At 58.2% G+C, this 15,133-nt stretch carries 17 protein-coding genes; 10 read left to right on the top strand and 7 right to left on the bottom strand.

Annotated features, from left to right (window positions below):
- The first annotated feature begins 36 nt into the window (after positions 1 to 36).
- Both rlmB and EV102420_RS02715 read left to right on the top strand, forming a co-directional pair.
- Positions 37 to 759 (top strand): 23S rRNA (guanosine(2251)-2'-O)-methyltransferase RlmB, encoded by a 723-nt coding sequence (rlmB, locus tag EV102420_RS02720; RefSeq protein ID WP_172462275.1) that lies wholly within the window; start codon positions 37 to 39, stop codon positions 757 to 759.
- Between the two features lie 113 nt (positions 760 to 872).
- Positions 873 to 2,507, top strand: coding sequence for an isovaleryl-CoA dehydrogenase (locus EV102420_RS02715; protein ID WP_042388513.1), 1,635 nt, complete (start codon positions 873 to 875; stop codon positions 2,505 to 2,507).
- On the opposite strand, the gene EV102420_RS02710 is transcribed toward EV102420_RS02715, so the two are convergent.
- The 3 genes from EV102420_RS02710 to bsmA all read right to left on the bottom strand — a co-directional run bounded on the left by EV102420_RS02710 (position 2,504) and on the right by bsmA (position 5,302).
- Positions 2,504 to 4,429 carry a methyl-accepting chemotaxis protein gene (locus EV102420_RS02710; protein WP_042388512.1) on the bottom strand — a complete coding sequence of 642 codons (1,926 nt, stop codon included), beginning with the start codon at positions 4,427 to 4,429 and terminating at the stop codon, positions 2,504 to 2,506. The two genes, EV102420_RS02715 and EV102420_RS02710, sit on opposite strands and share 4 nt — an antisense overlap.
- 188 nt (positions 4,430 to 4,617) lie before the next feature.
- Complete coding sequence (gene yjfN / locus EV102420_RS02705; RefSeq protein ID WP_042388511.1) at positions 4,618 to 4,893, bottom strand: DUF1471 family protease activator YjfN; 276 nt, start codon at positions 4,891 to 4,893, stop codon at positions 4,618 to 4,620.
- Between the two features lie 106 nt (positions 4,894 to 4,999).
- Entirely contained in the window at positions 5,000 to 5,302 is a 303-nt protein-coding gene (bsmA, locus tag EV102420_RS02700) for a biofilm peroxide resistance protein BsmA (protein ID WP_042388510.1), read from the bottom strand.
- A gap of 226 nt (positions 5,303 to 5,528) precedes the next feature.
- Between bsmA and yjfP the strand changes: the two genes are divergently transcribed.
- Positions 5,529 to 6,266, top strand: a complete 738-nt coding sequence (gene yjfP / locus EV102420_RS02695; RefSeq protein ID WP_042388508.1) for an esterase — start codon at positions 5,529 to 5,531, stop codon at positions 6,264 to 6,266.
- On the opposite strand, the gene ulaR is transcribed toward yjfP, so the two are convergent.
- A complete protein-coding gene (ulaR, locus tag EV102420_RS02690) occupies positions 6,263 to 7,021 on the bottom strand; it encodes an HTH-type transcriptional regulator UlaR (RefSeq protein WP_042388505.1) in 759 nt (252 codons plus the stop codon). The genes yjfP and ulaR overlap by 4 nt on opposite strands.
- 106 nt (positions 7,022 to 7,127) lie before the next feature.
- On the bottom strand, positions 7,128 to 8,192 hold the full coding sequence (ulaG, locus tag EV102420_RS02685; RefSeq protein WP_042388502.1) for an L-ascorbate 6-phosphate lactonase: 1,065 nt from the start codon (positions 8,190 to 8,192) through the stop codon (positions 7,128 to 7,130).
- Between the two features lie 352 nt (positions 8,193 to 8,544).
- On the opposite strand from ulaG, the gene ulaA reads away from it, so the two are divergent.
- The 6 genes from ulaA to EV102420_RS02655 are packed head-to-tail and all read left to right on the top strand — an operon-like array spanning position 8,545 to position 12,953.
- Positions 8,545 to 9,945: a PTS ascorbate transporter subunit IIC gene (gene ulaA, locus EV102420_RS02680; protein ID WP_042388498.1), complete on the top strand. Its 1,401-nt coding sequence runs from the start codon at positions 8,545 to 8,547 to the stop codon at positions 9,943 to 9,945.
- Positions 9,946 to 9,957: 12 nt separating this feature from the next.
- Positions 9,958 to 10,263, top strand: a complete 306-nt coding sequence (ulaB, locus tag EV102420_RS02675; RefSeq protein WP_003856022.1) for a PTS ascorbate transporter subunit IIB — start codon at positions 9,958 to 9,960, stop codon at positions 10,261 to 10,263.
- Positions 10,264 to 10,272: 9 nt separating this feature from the next.
- Positions 10,273 to 10,740 carry a PTS ascorbate transporter subunit IIA gene (ulaC, locus tag EV102420_RS02670; protein WP_042388496.1) on the top strand — a complete coding sequence of 156 codons (468 nt, stop codon included), beginning with the start codon at positions 10,273 to 10,275 and terminating at the stop codon, positions 10,738 to 10,740.
- Positions 10,741 to 10,753: 13 nt separating this feature from the next.
- Complete coding sequence (locus tag EV102420_RS02665; protein ID WP_042388493.1) at positions 10,754 to 11,404, top strand: 3-keto-L-gulonate-6-phosphate decarboxylase UlaD; 651 nt, start codon at positions 10,754 to 10,756, stop codon at positions 11,402 to 11,404.
- A 9-nt stretch (positions 11,405 to 11,413) separates the two neighbouring features.
- Positions 11,414 to 12,280 (top strand): L-ribulose-5-phosphate 3-epimerase, encoded by an 867-nt coding sequence (locus EV102420_RS02660; RefSeq protein WP_042388491.1) that lies wholly within the window; start codon positions 11,414 to 11,416, stop codon positions 12,278 to 12,280.
- The gene (locus EV102420_RS02655) at positions 12,267 to 12,953 is read left to right on the top strand and encodes an L-ribulose-5-phosphate 4-epimerase (protein WP_042388487.1); all 687 of its coding nucleotides are present in this window, start codon (positions 12,267 to 12,269) and stop codon (positions 12,951 to 12,953) included. The genes EV102420_RS02660 and EV102420_RS02655 overlap by 14 nt, the downstream gene beginning before the upstream one ends.
- Positions 12,954 to 12,972: 19 nt before the next feature.
- Here the strand turns inward: EV102420_RS02655 and EV102420_RS02650 are convergent, their stop codons facing one another.
- Together EV102420_RS02650 and EV102420_RS02645 are read right to left on the bottom strand one after the other, a co-directional pair.
- Complete coding sequence (locus EV102420_RS02650; RefSeq protein ID WP_370678332.1) at positions 12,973 to 14,193, bottom strand: MFS transporter; 1,221 nt, start codon at positions 14,191 to 14,193, stop codon at positions 12,973 to 12,975.
- A complete protein-coding gene (locus tag EV102420_RS02645; RefSeq protein ID WP_131405989.1) occupies positions 14,168 to 14,377 on the bottom strand; it encodes a hypothetical protein in 210 nt (69 codons plus the stop codon). The genes EV102420_RS02650 and EV102420_RS02645 overlap by 26 nt, the downstream gene beginning before the upstream one ends.
- Positions 14,378 to 14,731: 354 nt before the next feature.
- Between EV102420_RS02645 and rpsF the strand changes: the two genes are divergently transcribed.
- The gene (gene rpsF, locus EV102420_RS02640) at positions 14,732 to 15,127 is read left to right on the top strand and encodes a 30S ribosomal protein S6 (protein ID WP_042388484.1); all 396 of its coding nucleotides are present in this window, start codon (positions 14,732 to 14,734) and stop codon (positions 15,125 to 15,127) included.
- Positions 15,128 to 15,133: the final 6 nt, after the last annotated feature.

Below are 15,133 nucleotides of genomic sequence, written 5' to 3'. Positions count from 1 at the left end.
CCTTTTAACCTCGATCGAGTACCCTTCATGAGTGAAATGATTTATGGCATCCACGCGGTGCAGGCACTGCTGGAACGCGCCCCGGAGCGCTTTCAGGACGTTTATATTCTGAAAGGACGTGAAGATAAACGTCTGATGTCGCTGATCCATGCCCTGGAAGCCCAGGGTGTGACTATCCAGGTGGCGAGCCGCCAGTTTATGGATGAAAAAAGCGAAGGCGCGGTGCACCAGGGGATCATTGCACGGGTGAAACCGGGACGTCAGTATCAGGAGAACGATCTGCCGGATCTGATCGCCAGCCTCGATCGGCCCTTTTTCCTGATCCTTGACGGCGTAACCGATCCGCATAACCTCGGGGCCTGCCTGCGCAGCGCCGACGCCGCTGGCGTCCATGCGGTGATCGTCCCGAAAGATCGCTCGGCCCAGCTTAACGCTACCGCGAAAAAAGTGGCTAGCGGCGCAGCAGAGAACGTGCCGCTGATCCGCGTGACCAACCTGGCGCGCACCATGCGTCTGCTGCAGGAAGAGAACATCTGGATCGTCGGCACCGCGGGCGAAGCGGATCACACCCTGTTCCAGAGCAAAATGACCGGCCCGATGGCGCTGGTGATGGGCGCAGAGGGCGAAGGCATGCGTCGCCTGACCCGCGAGCACTGCGACGAGCTGATCAGCATCCCGATGGCGGGCAGCGTCTCCTCCCTGAACGTCTCCGTCGCGACGGGCATCTGCCTGTTTGAAGCGGTTCGCCAGCGCGGCTAAGCTTCACCGTTGACCTAACCACCCTGCGGGGTGGTTTTTTGTGACCCCTGCTGCGGCCGAAAAATTCTCCCTGTGCATACTGAATGGCAACGCCATTGAACAGGGGAGAGAGTATGCGCTGGCAAACCCACACCGTTTTCAATCAACCCATTCCGCTCAACAACAGCAACCTTTTTCTTTCTGATGCCTCGCTACGCGACGCCGTAGCCCGTGAGGGCGCTGGCTGGGATGCCGAGCTGCTGGCCAGCATCGGGCAGCAGCTCGGCACAGCGGAGTCGCTGGAGCTGGGCCGGCTGGCGAACGCCAATCCGCCGGAGCTGCTGCGCTACGATCCCACCGGTGAGCGCCTCGACGACGTGCGCTTTCATCCCGCGTGGCATCTGCTGATGCAGGGGCTGTGCGCCAACCGCGTTCACAACCTCGCCTGGGAAGAGGAGGCCCGCGCCGGGGCGTTTGTCGCCCGCGCGGCGCGCTTTGTCCTCCACGCCCAGGTGGAAGCGGGCACCCTCTGCCCGGTCACCATGACCTTTGCCGCCACGCCGCTGCTCCAGCAGGCGCTGCCCGCGATGTTTCAGGGCTGGCACAAACCGTTGCTGAGCGATCGCTATGACGCCCATCTGGCCCCCGGCGGGCAGAAGCGCGGGGTGCTGATCGGCATGGGAATGACGGAGAAGCAGGGCGGCTCGGACGTGCTCAGCAACACCACCCGGGCAGAGCCGCTGGAACGCAAAGGCAGCGGTGAGGCCTATCGGCTGGTGGGTCACAAGTGGTTTTTCTCCGTACCGCAGAGCGATGCCCATCTGGTACTGGCTCAGGCAAAAGGCGGACTCTCCTGCTTCTTTGTACCGCGCTTTCTGCCCGACGGTACGCGCAACGCCCTGCGCCTTGAGCGCCTGAAAGATAAACTCGGCAACCGCTCCAACGCCAGCAGCGAGGTAGAGTTTTTAGACGCCACCGCTTGGCTGCTGGGCGAGGAGGGGGATGGCGTCCGGCAGATCCTCAGGATGGGCGGCCTGACGCGTCTCGACTGCGCCCTGGGCAGCCACGGCCTGATGCGCCGGGCCTTCTCCGTTGCGCTCTACCATGCCCATCAGCGGCAGGCGTTTGGTAAGCACCTGGTCGATCAGCCTCTGATGCGTGACGTGCTCTCTCGTATGGCGCTGCAGCTAGAGGGGCAGACGGCGTTTCTTTTCCGCCTGGCGCGAGCGTGGGAGAGCCGGGAGAGCGTGCAGGAGACGCTGTGGGCGCGCCTGTTTACGCCAGTGGCGAAGTACGCGGTGTGCAAGGCGGGGATCCCCTTTGTCGCCGAGGCGATGGAGGTACTCGGCGGCACGGGTTACTGTGAGGATAACGAGCTGCCGCGCCTCTATCGGGAGATGCCGGTTAACAGTATCTGGGAGGGATCGGGCAATATCATGTGTCTGGACGTGATGCGGGTGCTCGGCAAGCAGCCCGGCGTGATGGAGCTCCTGAGTGACACCTTTGGTGAGGTGAAAGGTCAGGATCGCCACTTCGATCGTGCCTGGCGACGGCTGCAGCAGCGGCTGCATCGACCGCAGGAGGCGCAGGCCCGGGAGATTACCCAGCAGCTCTACCTGCTGGCCGCCGGGGCGCAGATGCTGCGTTACGCCTCACCGCCTGTTGCCCAGGCGTGGTGTCAAGCTATGCTGGATACCCGTGGCGGCGCGCTGCTTAGCGCTCAGGTGCAAAACGATCTGCTGCTGCGCGCCACGGGTGGGGTAGGTTAGAGGCGGAACAGGCTAACCAGCTGCTTCAGGTGCGCGCCTTTTTCGCGTAGGGTCTGGGCTGTCTCTTCGCTGCGGGAAACGCGTTCAGCGTTGACGTGCGTCGCATCGCCAATGTGGGTCATCGCCAGGTTCACCTGGTTAATCCCTGCCGACTGCTCGCGGGAGGCGTGGTTAATCTCCGTCACCAGCTGGTTTATATTGTCCATGTGGTCGATGATCGATGTCATGGCCTGACGCGTCTGCTCAGAGAGCGTGTGTCCTTCGGTGACCTTTTGCAGCGTATCGGCAATCAACGTCTCAATCTCTTTTACGGCGTTGGCGCTGCGGGCCGCAAGGGCGCGAACCTCCTGGGCCACCACCGCAAAGCCTTTCCCATGCTCACCGGCGCGGGCGGCCTCAACCGCAGCGTTAAGGGCGAGAATGTTAGTCTGGAAGGCAATGGATTCAATCACCTGAGTGATATCCGCAATACGCTGTGAGGCGCTGCGGATATCGCTCATGGTCGCTACCGCCCGGCCTACCGTCTGCCCGCCGCTCTGCACCGCCTGTGAGGTTTCGTTTACCAGATGTTGCGTCTGCTCCATGCTGGCCGCGTTTTGCTGCACGGTGGCGGCAAGCTGCTCCATGCTGGCAGAGGTCTCCTCCACGCTGCTCGCCTGCTTGTTGATCTGATCGCTGATTTCGCTGCTGTCCGCCGCCAGGGCGTTGGTGGCGAAGTGAATATCGCCTGCCGCCTCGCGAACCTGATGCACCATGTTCTGCAGACCGTTGCCGATGCCATTGATAGCATGGATCAACTGACCTACTTCATCCTGGCGCGTAGAGGTGAGGGAGGCGCGCAGATCCCCGGAGGCGTAGGTCTGGGCAAGGGCCGTGACCTCGCGCAGCGGGCGGGTCAGCCAGCGGCGAGTAATGATCACAAACAGCGCGGCAAAGAGCAGGGAGACCAGCACGCCGGCAATCAGAAACTGGTTGCGCAGACGGGTCACATCCTGCAGCAGCACGGCCTTATCGACTTCGCCGACGATCGTCCAGTTCCAGCCCGGCAGGGCGGTCCAGGAGACCAGCAGGGTGCGGCCATCCTGAGTTTTACGCTCCAGCGTGCCGGAGGCCAGGGTCAACAGCTGTTGTTCAGCATCCTCGCCCCACTGCGGACGCTGTCCCTCTTCGCTGGCGTGGAACAGCCAGGTGCCGTAGTTTTTACCGGCGCTGCGGTTCAGAACGAAGAAATGCCCGCTCTCGCCCAGTCGGCGCTGGAGGATCTTGTCCCGCATGATGTCCCAGGAGCGGGTGATATCTACGCCAACGAACAGGATGGCAATGGTTTTACCGCTGGCGTCCTTCATCGGTTGATACTGGGTGATGTAGCGCTTGCCAAACAGCAGGGCGAGGCCGCGATAGATATCACCGCGCAGGACGGGAGCCAGGGCCGGGCTGGCGCTGTCCAGCTGAGTGCCGATAGCGCGTTCGCCGTCTTCTTTACGCAGGGAGGTTGCGACGCGCACAAAGCTGTCGCCGTTGCGCACGAACAGGGTCGCAATCGAGCCGGTGCGCTGGAAGAAGTCGTCCGGTATGGCGTTATTTTCGTGCAGCTCCGTCTCGCCGCCCTTCAGCAGGGGAACGGTGAGGCCGTTGATGGTGCGGGTTTGCGTTGCATCGAGAGAGACCGGCTGGGGAATAAAGGTGCTGAACTGACGGGTATAGCGCTCGACTTCGTCACTGAGGCTGCTGCTAAACATTTCAACCATATCGGCCACGCCGGTAGCCTGGTTATGCAGATCTTCAGTCGCCAGCGCTTCAAGCTGCTGGCTTGCCTTGTGGCTCATCAGAGAGGTAAACAGCAGAAAAAGTGCCGCGACGCTGATGCCCGTCAGCAACGAAAGCTTTGTGCCTAAACCAGCACGTCGAATAAGAGCGTTCATAGAGTGTCCGTTGCCCGAGAAGTGTGGCTCGTTCAACGGCAGTTACGCGCTAATATTTAGCGGATCTGTGTAACAAAATGTTACTAAAATGTATTGGCACACTCACAATATGGTAATTAAAAAGCAACAAAATGAGTAGCCACTGTTTTTAGGGGGCTTAGTTCAGAACGTGATCAAGCCGAACGGGCTTAGGCGTAGAGGATCGCCTGCGCCTGCCAGCTATTGGCGCTCTGTACCTCATCCATTTTGATGATGCGGTACCAGGAGGCGCCCTGTTCGTCGGCTTTCAGGGCAATGGCACGCTCTACATCCTGTACGCTGCCGGAGACGTTGCTCACGGAAATAAGGCCAATCTCATTCAGACCAGTCACACAATCGGCGCTGGCAAACTCTGCAGACTGCGCGGTGGTGCTCACCAAACCGACGGAAAGCAGCAGCGACGTTAAAGCAAGAGATCGTTTCATAAATCCGCTCCTTTTACCTATTCCTGACCGACCCTGAATGATTGTAAGTGCGAAAAAGTCTACGGACGCAAAGCAGTGTAAATATCCTTTAAAAAACAATGCGCCATTACTGACGATACAAAATGGCCTGTCCGTATCGTTGGCCGGGGACGACCGTTTCATCATCTAAAAGAATGACATAGTAGTCCGCCTTCATGGCCGCTGCTTTGGCTTTGATTTCCGACTCGACGTCCATCGGCGATCCACGCACCATCACGCTAATGGTTTCCATCTTTTGCAGACCTGCCGTCTGGTTGCGGCTGATCTCCTGCGGCTGGTCGCTCACCGGCGGGGCAGGATGCGGCGTATTTTGCAGCATGCTACAGCCGCTGAGGCTCAGTGCTAAAAAAAGTGGTGTGAGTCGATGCATAGCGTTTTCTCGTTTCCCGTTAGCCCTGTCCCGTTAGCGATAGTGTAGTGCTTCCTTTAATAACCTTATGGAGAATGTTCCCATTTTGTTAGCTCTCACGCTATTTTCCGCTGTAAATAATGCGAAAGCGTAATGTACTTCTCACTGTTTTCTTGTACGCGCAGCGGCAGCCGCTTGCGTAGCGCAGGGGGACGTGGCATACCAAGGGCTTTATCAGGAGATCGCCATGATTGAACTTGAAACGCGCCAGCTGGCAGGCATTGAGATCCTGCACGCGGCTCCCGCCGGAAAACGCGCCGTACCGCTGCCCACCGTGGTCTTTTATCACGGCTTTTGTTCATCGAAGCTGGTCTATAGCTACTTTGCCGTTGCGCTGGCGCAGGCGGGTTTTCGGGTTGTGATGCCCGATGCGCGCGATCACGGGGCACGCTTTAACGGTGACGAGCAGGCGCGGCTGGGGCAGTTCTGGCAGATCCTGCAGAGCAACTTTCATGAGTTTCCGGCGCTGCGGGATGCGCTGGCGCATGAAGGCTGGATTGCCGAGGGGCGTCTGGCAGTGGGCGGGGCGTCAATGGGTGGCATGACGGCGCTTGGCCTGATGTCACAGCACCCGGAGCTGGTGTGCGTCGCCAGCCTGATGGGCTCCGGCTACTTTACCTCGCTTGCCCGAACGCTGTTCCCGCCGCAGGCAGAGACGGCTGCCGAGCTTCACGACATTATCGCCCCGCTGGCTGCGTGGGACGTGGCGGATCGGCTGGCACAGCTTGCTTCCCGCCCGCTGCTGCTGTGGCACGGCGAAGACGATGACGTCGTCCCGGCGGCTGAATCGCACCGCTTACACAGGGCGCTACAGGATGCAGGCCTGGATCGACATCTGACCTGCCGCTGGGAGGCGGGCGTTCGCCATCGGATCACCCCAGCGGCGCTGGAAGCGGCGGTAGGCTTCTTTAAGGCGCATCTTTAGACGCGCATCACCTTAACGCCCTGCGCCTCAAGCTGCTTAACAATCTCCGGGCTGGCCTGCTTCCCGGTGATCACAATATCGATCTGGTCAGCGCGGCTAAAGAGCATCCCGGCGCGCTCGCCAACCTTGCTGCTGTCTACCAGCACCACCAGCTTGCCCACCACGTTAAGCATCTTTTGCTCGGCCATTGCCGTCAGCATGTCGGTTTTATAGAGGCCGTCGGCGGTCAGGCCGATGCCGCTGGTAAACATCCAGTGCCCGGCATAGAGGCTGTTTTCGCTGCCCTGTGGGCTCAGGGTGATGGACTGGCTCTTGTTGTACTGCCCGCCCATGATCACCACGCTCTCGTGCTCCTGATCGATCAGGTAGTTAGCCAGCGGCAGATAGTTAGTGATGATCTGCACCGGCCTGCCGCACATTTCACGGCCCAGCAAAAAGGCCGTTGAGCCGCAGTTGATCACCACGCTTTCGCCCGCGTTCACCAGCAGCGCGGCTGCTTTAGCGATACGCATCTTCTCATCAAGATGCTGCGCCTGATGGATGTTCATTGGCGACCAGCGCGGTCGCTGCTGGTTAACGATGGCCTCTGCGCCGTTACGGACCTTTTTCAGCCTGCCGCTCTCATCAAGCTTATTAATGTCGCGACGCGCCGTGGCGGGGGAGACGCTAAGCCGGTCAATGACCTGCTCTACGGTCACAAACCCGGTCTGCGCCAGCTGTTCAAGTAAAATTTGGTGTCGTTGCGCTTCCGTCATGAGCTATGCCGATTAAACATGATTTTTTACGATATTATTTGAAATAGTCGTGAATTACTAAGCCTACAGGTAAAAAGTGCCGGGCTTAGCCGGCACGTTCTGCGTTTTACAGGAAGGATTTAAACGGCAGGTCAGGCTCGCAGGTAAAGCAGTCATCAAACCCACGTGGGAAGTGGAATTCCAGATTGTCCTTGTCCAGCGGCCAGGTGAACTTGCCGCCCGGCTGCCAGATAAACGGCTTAAAGCCATACTTCAGGCGATCTTTTTTCATCTCCCACAGGACGCGGATCTCCTGTGGATCGGCCTGGAAGTTTGACCAGATATCGTGGTGGAACGGAATGACCACTTTAGTGTTCAGCGCCTCCGCCATGCGCAGGATATCGGCGCTGGTCATCTTATCGGTAATGCCGCGCGGGTTCTCGCCGTAGGAGCCTAGCGCGACGTCTATCTGATGCTCGTTGCCGTGCTTCGCATAGTAGTTGGAGTAGTGGGAGTCCCCGCTGTGGTACAGGGAGCCGCCGGGCGTTTTGAATAGGTAGTTTACGGCGCGCAGATCCATCCCGTCAGGCAGCACGCCTGCGGCTTTCTGATCCGCCGGCAGGGTGATCAGCGCCGTGCGGTCGAAGGCATCCAGGGCGTGGATCTCGATATCCTTCACCTTCACTACGTCACCGGGCTTCACCACGATGCAACGCTCCCGCGGCACGCCCCAGCCGACCCACAGATCGACGCAGGTTTGCGGTCCGATAAAGGGCACGTCGCTGGCGCAGTTCTGCATCACGGCGGCGGCGACGTTAACGTCAATATGATCGTTGTGATCGTGGGTGGCCAGCACGGCGTCGATCTCACGGATAGCAAAAGGATCCAGCACAAACGGCGTGGTGCGCAGGTTAGGCTGAAGCTTCTTCACGCCCGCCATGCGCTGCATCTGATGGCCGTTTTTCATCAGCGGATTGCCGTGGCTCTGCTTACCCGTACCGCACCAGAGATCGACGCAGACGTTGGTGCTGCCCTCTGATTTGAGCCAGATCCCGGTACAGCCCAGCCACCACATAGCAAAGGTGCCGGGAGCGACGCGCTCCTGTTCAATCTCTTCATTCAGCCAGCTTCCCCACTCTGGAAAGGTGCTCAGGATCCAGGATTCACGGGTAATGGTCTCCACTTTACTCATCATGCTGCTCCTTACGGATAGTCAATATAAATCATTTTGTGATTGCTTTTGATTTATGCTGTCACCGTTTTATCAGCAATGCAACGAGAAAATGTGGCTTAAAAAATACATTAGGGAATGCTGTTATGGCCATCACCTTGATTTAAACGCACTGTTATTTATTTAAGTGTTTGATATTAATATCTATTAATTGCATACATCTATTACCGTATGTAATGTAGGGAAATAAATTGCGCGATGCATCACAAATAATCACATTCAATCTTTTTGTGATTATTTTTGATGGGTAGAGTAGTGGGCACATCCTGTGGTGGGTCGCAAGATTCACTGCATTCACTCTCTGGAGAGCGTTATGGAGACCCTTTACACCCTCTTTACCGTGTTCTTTAACCAGGTCATGACCAACGCCCCGCTGCTGCTGGGTATTGTCACCTGTCTGGGTTATATCCTGCTGCGTAAAAGCGTGAGCGTTATTATTAAGGGCACGATCAAAACGATCATCGGTTTTATGCTGCTACAGGCCGGATCCGGGATCCTTACCAGCACCTTTAAACCGGTCGTAGCCAAAATGTCAGAGGTCTACGGTATCAATGGCGCTATCTCTGATACCTACGCCTCTATGATGGCCACCATCGACCGCATGGGCGATGCCTACAGCTGGGTGGGCTATGCGGTGCTGCTGGCGCTGGCGCTAAACATTATTTACGTCCTGTTCCGGCGCATCACCGGCATTCGCACCATTATGCTTACCGGCCACATCATGTTTCAGCAGGCGGGGCTGATCGCGGTTTCGTTCTATATCTTCGGCTATCCGATGTGGACCACCATTATCTCTACCGCCGTGCTGGTCTCTCTCTACTGGGGGATCACCTCGAACATGATGTATAAGCCGACCCAGGAGGTCACCGACGGCTGTGGTTTCTCCATCGGTCATCAGCAGCAGTTTGCCTCCTGGATTGCCTACAAAGTTGCCCCGTATTTGGGCAAAAAAGAGGAGAGCGTCGAGGATCTTAAGCTGCCGGGCTGGCTGAATATTTTCCATGACAACATCGTCTCGACGGCCATTGTGATGACGATTTTCTTTGGCGCGATCCTGCTCTCCTTCGGCATCGACGTGGTTCAGGCGATGGCGGGTAAAACCCACTGGACTATCTATATCCTGCAAACCGGTTTCTCGTTCGCGGTTGCCATCTTCATCATCACTCAGGGCGTGCGCATGTTTGTCGCCGAGCTCTCTGAGGCATTTAACGGCATCTCCCAGCGGCTGATCCCTGGCGCAGTGCTGGCGATTGACTGTGCGGCAATCTATAGCTTCGCGCCGAACGCGGTGGTGTGGGGCTTTATGTGGGGCACTATCGGCCAGTTGATCGCGGTTGGCATCCTGGTGGGCTGCGGCTCGTCCATCCTGATCATCCCAGGCTTCATTCCAATGTTCTTCTCTAACGCCACGATTGGCGTCTTTGCTAACCACTTTGGCGGCTGGCGCGCGGCGCTAAAAATCTGCCTGGTGATGGGGATGATTGAAATCTTCGGCTGCGTGTGGGCGGTGAAGCTTACCGGTATGAGCGCCTGGATGGGCATGGCGGACTGGTCAATTCTGGCACCGCCAATGATGCAGGGCTTCTTCTCAATCGGGATCGCCTTTATGGCCGTCATTTTGCTTATCGCGCTGGCGTATATGTTCTTCGCAGGACGCTCGCTGCGTGCTGAAGAAGATGCAGAAAAACAACTGGCAGAACAGTCTGCTTTATAAGGAGTTTTGGTTATGACCGTACGTATTCTGGCTGTATGTGGTAATGGGCAAGGCAGCTCCATGATCATGAAAATGAAGGTGGATCAGTTTTTAACCCAGTCAAATATCGATCACACGGTGAACAGCTGCGCAGTTGGGGAATATAAAAGTGAACTCAACGGCGCGGACATCATCATTGCCTCCACCCATATCGCCGGTGAAATTTCCGTCTCCGGCAACAAGTATGTGGTTGGCGTACGCAACATGCTCTCACCTGCTGATTTTGGCCCGAAGCTGCTGGAGGTGATCAAAGAACATTTCCCGCAGGATGTGAAGTAAGGACACCCGATGAAACTACGTGATTCGCTGGCACAGAACCACTCTATTTGCTTGCAGGCAGAGGCTGAAACCTGGCAAGACGCCGTAAAAATTGGCGTTGACCTGCTGGTGGCTGCCGACGTGGTGGAGCCGCGCTACTACCAGGCCATTCTCGACGGCGTCGAGCAGTTTGGCCCGTACTTTGTGATCGCCCCGGGGCTGGCAATGCCCCACGGCCGCCCGGAGGAGGGCGTCAAAAAAACCGGTTTTGCACTGGTGACGCTGAAGAAGCCGCTGGCGTTTAACCACGAAGATAACGACCCGGTCGATATCCTGATCACCATGGCTGCCGTCGATGCCAATACCCATCAGGAGGTCGGCATCATGCAGATTGTTAATCTGTTTGACGATGAGGCCAATTTTGACCGCTTACGCGCCTGCCGTACCGAGCAGGAGGTTCTTGATTTAATTGATAACGCCACTGCGGCGGCAGCTTAAAAGGAAGACGACGATGCCATTACCAATGTTACAGGTCGCGCTGGATAACCAGACCCTCGCCGATGCTTACGCCACCACGCGGCTGATTGCCGAAGAGGTAGACATTATTGAAGTGGGTACCATCCTCTGCGTAGGGGAAGGGGTACGCGCGGTGCGCGATCTTAAGGCGCTCTATCCGCATAAAATTGTGCTGGCCGACGCTAAAATAGCCGACGCCGGGAAGATCCTCTCGCGCATGTGCTTTGAGGCCAATGCCGACTGGGTCACGGTGATCTGCTGTGCGGATATCAACACTGCCAAAGGCGCGCTCGACGTCGCCCACGAGTTTAACGGCGATGTGCAGATAGAGCTGACCGGCTTCTGGACGTGGGAGCAGGCGCAGGCCTGGCGGGAAGCGGGCATTCAGCAGGTGGTCTACCACCGCAGCCGCGATGCTCAGGCGGCGGGCGTTGCCTGGGGCGAGGCGGATATCAGCGCGATCAAGCGTCTGGCGGACATGGGCTTTAAGGTCACCGTCACCGGCGGGCTGGCGCTGGAGGATCTGCCGCTGTTTAAAGGGATCCCTATCCACGTGTTTATCGCCGGGCGCAGCATCCGCGATGCCGCCGATCCGGTGCATGCCGCGCGGCAGTTTAAACGTTCTATCGCCCAGCTGTGGAGCTAAGGAGCGGCTATGCTGTCGAAAACCGTGCCGCTTGGCATCTATGAAAAAGCGCTCCCTGCCGGGGAGTGCTGGCACGAGCGCCTTACCCTGGCGAAAACGCTGGGCTTCGACTTTGTTGAGATGTCGATCGATGAAACCGATGCCCGGCTGGCTCGGCTGGCGTGGAGCCGTGATGAGCGGCTGGCGCTGGTGAAGGCGGTTGCCGACACCGGGGTGCGGGTTCCTTCCATGTGCCTGAGCGCCCATCGCCGCTTTCCGCTGGGCAGTGAAGATGATGCGGTGCGCGCCCAGGGGCTGGAGATCATGCGTCGCGCCATTCAGCTGGCGCAGGACGTCGGTATCCGCGTGATCCAGCTGGCCGGGTATGACGTTTACTATCAGCAGGCCAACGACGAGACGCGCCGCCGTTTCCGCGATGGTCTCAAGGAGAGCGTCGAGATGGCCAGCCGTGCGCAGGTCACGCTGGCAATGGAGATCATGGACTACCCGCTGATGAACTCTATCAGCAAAGCGCTTGGCTATACCCACTACCTGAATAACCCGTGGTTCCAGCTCTATCCGGATATCGGCAACCTCTCGGCATGGGACAACGACGTGCAGATGGAGCTGCGGGCGGGCAGCGGGCATATCGTGGCGGTGCACGTGAAGGATACGCAACCCGGCGTCTTTAAAAACGTTCCCTTCGGCACCGGCGTGGTGGATTTTGAACGCTGCTTCCGCACGCTGAAAGAGAGCGGCTACTGCGGGCCTTATCTGATCGAGATGTGGAGCGAGACGGCGGCCGATCCGCTTCAGGAGGTGGCGAAGGCGCGGGCGTGGGTTTGCGAGCGCATGGCGCGGGCCGGACTGCTGGAGGATGACCATGCAGCAGCTTAAACAGCAGGTTTTAGAGGCCAATTTGGATCTGCCGCGCTACGGCCTGGTGACCTTTACCTGGGGCAACGTCAGCGCCATTGACCGGGCGCGCGGGCTGGTGGCCATCAAGCCCAGCGGTGTGGCTTACGACGCGCTGAAGGCGGATGACATCGTGATAGTGGATCTGCAAGGTGAAGTCGTGGAGGGCAGACTGCGACCCTCTTCCGATACCGCGACCCATCTGGCGCTCTATCGTCGCTATCCCTCCCTCGGCGGAGTAGTTCATACCCACTCCACGCACGCCACCGCCTGGGCGCAGGCCGGACTGGCGATCCCGGCGCTGGGCACCACCCATGCAGACTACTTCCTGGGGGATATTCCCTGCACGCGGGCGCTAACCGAGGAGGAGGTGCGGGGCGAGTATGAGCTGAACACCGGCAGGGTGATCATCGAAACGCTTAAGGAGGCCGAGCCGCTGCATACTCCGGGCGTGGTGGTTTATCAGCATGGCCCCTTTGCCTGGGGCAAAGATGCGCACGATGCGGTGCACAACGCGGTCGTGATGGAAGAGGTGGCGCGGATGGCGTGGATCGCGCGCGGCATCAATCCGGATCTGAAGCCCATAGATAGCTATCTGATGGATAAACACTTCATGCGCAAGCACGGCGCACACGCCTACTATGGTCAGCAGTAAAATCGGTGAGAAGTAACGCTTAACGCTGCTGGTATGCTGCGGGGGTTAGCCGCATACCCAGCAGCGTAATCACGCAGATAATTGCCCCGGCGTAAAAGGTCGAGGCGGAGCCCAGGGTCTCCCACAGGATACCCGCGCCCGTGCTGGCGAGCAGCATCGCGATGCCGCTAATCAGATTGAACATGCCGAAGGCGGTTCCGCGCAGCGCCTGCGGAGCGGTATGGGCGATCATCGCGGCCAGCAGGCCCTGGGTCATGCCCATATGGATCCCCCAGAGGCCGACGCCAAGCAGCAGCGTTCCCCAGTGCTGGCTAAGCGCCAGGGCAATGTCTGCGGCAATCAGCACCAGCAGCCCAGCCTGCAACAGGCCGCTATGGCTCATGCGATCGGACAGCTTGCCAAACGGATAGGCCGTCACGCTGTATACGAGGTTCATGGCCACCATCACCAGCGGAATAGCAAACAGCGGGATCCCCATCTCATTGGCGCGCAAAACAAGAAACGCCTCGCTAAAGCGGGCAAGGGTAAAGATAGCCCCTAAGCCGACGACCCACCAGTAGGCAGCGCTGAGCTTCTTTAAGTTCTCCCGGCGCAGCGGGTTGGTGCGCTTATGGGCAATGGGATTTTTGGGCTCGCTCAGGCCAAACCAGAGTAGGGCGATGGACATGACGCCTGGAATGACGGCCACCCAGAAGATGGCGTGAAAATCGTTGTGCCAGAGAAACATCAGCGCCACCGCCAGCAGCGGCCCGAGAAATGCGCCAACGGTATCCAGCGATTGGCGTAGCCCGTAGGCCGCGCCGCGGATCTCAGGCGGCGTGACGTCCGCCACCAGCGCATCCCGTGGCGCGCCGCGAATGCCTTTCCCGACGCGGTCGATCATGCGTGCGGTAAGTACCATGCCCGAGGAGCCAGCAAGGGCGAAGAGCGGTTTGCTCAGTGCGCCGAGGCCATAGCCGAGCATAGCCAGCCCTTTGCGCTTGCCAAGGTAGTCGCTGAGCACGCCGGAAAAGACTTTGATCATCAGCGCAGTGGCTTCGGCGAGGCCTTCGATGATGCCAATGATAATGACGCTGGCACCCAGCGTGGTCGCCATAAACAGGGGCAGCAGGCTGTGGATCATCTCCGATGAGACATCCATAAGCAGGCTGACGCCGCCCAGAACCCAGACGCCTCGCGGGATACGACTCAGCGTCGTGGAGCGGTGTTCGGTGTTAGTCCTTTGCAGCGTGTGCCTCACTCTCTTGCGTGGGGGGCTGGCCAGCTTCACTGTCGGTGGCGTGATTGTGGTTTATATATACTACGCCTAAGCTCATCACGTCATCCATATTCCGTTCAGGATGGGGGTCGACATAAATAGCTGCCGTTGCGCTCGCGCTCAGCAATAGTGTCGTAAGAAGTAGAAAAGCAATATTTTTCATCATGCTGCACCCCAACTCACTCATCAACGGCTCACTGATGCGCGATCGTAGAGGAGCCGCTCCTCACTCGCGTTCGGGCTTATATAAAGTGTACGTCCCGGCGGGCAAACTCACCGCGATCGTTTCTGCTGCAGTTGTGCAAAAATTTACCGCAATGCTGATTGACCAAGCTTAGCCCCGCCGAAAAAGGGCACTTCACGCTTTGTGCGAATTATTTGTGCAATCACCTTGAGTTCGTCAGGCTTCGCAAGTATGATTACGCGTCAATTTTTCAGCCGCCTTTCAAACACGTTCCTTGCTTCCATGGGCCGCGGCTGACCCTGACAGGAGGCTGAATAATCCGTAAGGAGCAATTCGATGCGTCATTACGAAATCGTTTTTATGGTCCATCCTGACCAGAGCGAACAGGTTCCGGGCATGATCGAGCGTTACACTGGTGCTATCACTGCAGCAGAAGGCACGATCCACCGTCTGGAAGACTGGGGCCGCCGTCAGCTGGCTTATCCGATCAATAAACTGCACAAAGCACACTACGTTCTGCTGAACGTTGAAGCGCCGCAGGAAGCGATCGATGAGCTGGAAACTAACTTCCGCTTCAACGATGCCGTTATCCGCAGCATGGTTATGCGTACCAAAAACGCTGTTACTGAAGCATCTCCGATGGTTAAAGCGAAAGACGAGCGCCGTGAGCGTCGCGATGATTTCGCTAACGAAACCGCAGATGCTGAAGATGCTGGGGATTCTGAAGAGTAATTTCTG

This window comes from Pseudescherichia vulneris NBRC 102420, assembly GCF_000759795.1.
In the GTDB taxonomy this organism is placed as follows: Bacteria; Pseudomonadota; Gammaproteobacteria; order Enterobacterales; family Enterobacteriaceae; genus Pseudescherichia; species Pseudescherichia vulneris.
Note: the sequence above shows the minus strand (reverse complement) of the source record. Positions and strands in the feature narration are given on the sequence as shown.

Excerpts from the sequence above, each read along its gene's own strand:
- bsmA (WP_042388510.1), bottom strand. The coding sequence starts at position 5,302 with ATGCATCGACTCACACCACTTTTTTTAGCACTGAGCCTCAGCGGCTGT.
- rlmB (WP_172462275.1), top strand. The coding sequence starts at position 37 with ATGATTTATGGCATCCACGCGGTGCAGGCACTGCTGGAACGCGCCCCG.
- EV102420_RS02645 (WP_131405989.1), bottom strand. The coding sequence starts at position 14,377 with ATGATGAAAAATATTGCTTTTCTACTTCTTACGACACTATTGCTGAGC.
- rpsF (WP_042388484.1), top strand. The coding sequence starts at position 14,732 with ATGCGTCATTACGAAATCGTTTTTATGGTCCATCCTGACCAGAGCGAA.
- EV102420_RS02665 (WP_042388493.1), top strand. The coding sequence starts at position 10,754 with ATGCCATTACCAATGTTACAGGTCGCGCTGGATAACCAGACCCTCGCC.
- yjfP (WP_042388508.1), top strand. The coding sequence starts at position 5,529 with ATGATTGAACTTGAAACGCGCCAGCTGGCAGGCATTGAGATCCTGCAC.
- EV102420_RS02715 (WP_042388513.1), top strand. The coding sequence starts at position 873 with ATGCGCTGGCAAACCCACACCGTTTTCAATCAACCCATTCCGCTCAAC.
- EV102420_RS02655 (WP_042388487.1), top strand. The coding sequence starts at position 12,267 with ATGCAGCAGCTTAAACAGCAGGTTTTAGAGGCCAATTTGGATCTGCCG.
- yjfN (WP_042388511.1), bottom strand. The coding sequence starts at position 4,893 with ATGAAACGATCTCTTGCTTTAACGTCGCTGCTGCTTTCCGTCGGTTTG.
- EV102420_RS02710 (WP_042388512.1), bottom strand. The coding sequence starts at position 4,429 with ATGAACGCTCTTATTCGACGTGCTGGTTTAGGCACAAAGCTTTCGTTG.
- ulaR (WP_042388505.1), bottom strand. The coding sequence starts at position 7,021 with ATGACGGAAGCGCAACGACACCAAATTTTACTTGAACAGCTGGCGCAG.
- ulaA (WP_042388498.1), top strand. The coding sequence starts at position 8,545 with ATGGAGACCCTTTACACCCTCTTTACCGTGTTCTTTAACCAGGTCATG.
- ulaC (WP_042388496.1), top strand. The coding sequence starts at position 10,273 with ATGAAACTACGTGATTCGCTGGCACAGAACCACTCTATTTGCTTGCAG.
- ulaB (WP_003856022.1), top strand. The coding sequence starts at position 9,958 with ATGACCGTACGTATTCTGGCTGTATGTGGTAATGGGCAAGGCAGCTCC.
- ulaG (WP_042388502.1), bottom strand. The coding sequence starts at position 8,192 with ATGAGTAAAGTGGAGACCATTACCCGTGAATCCTGGATCCTGAGCACC.
- EV102420_RS02660 (WP_042388491.1), top strand. The coding sequence starts at position 11,414 with ATGCTGTCGAAAACCGTGCCGCTTGGCATCTATGAAAAAGCGCTCCCT.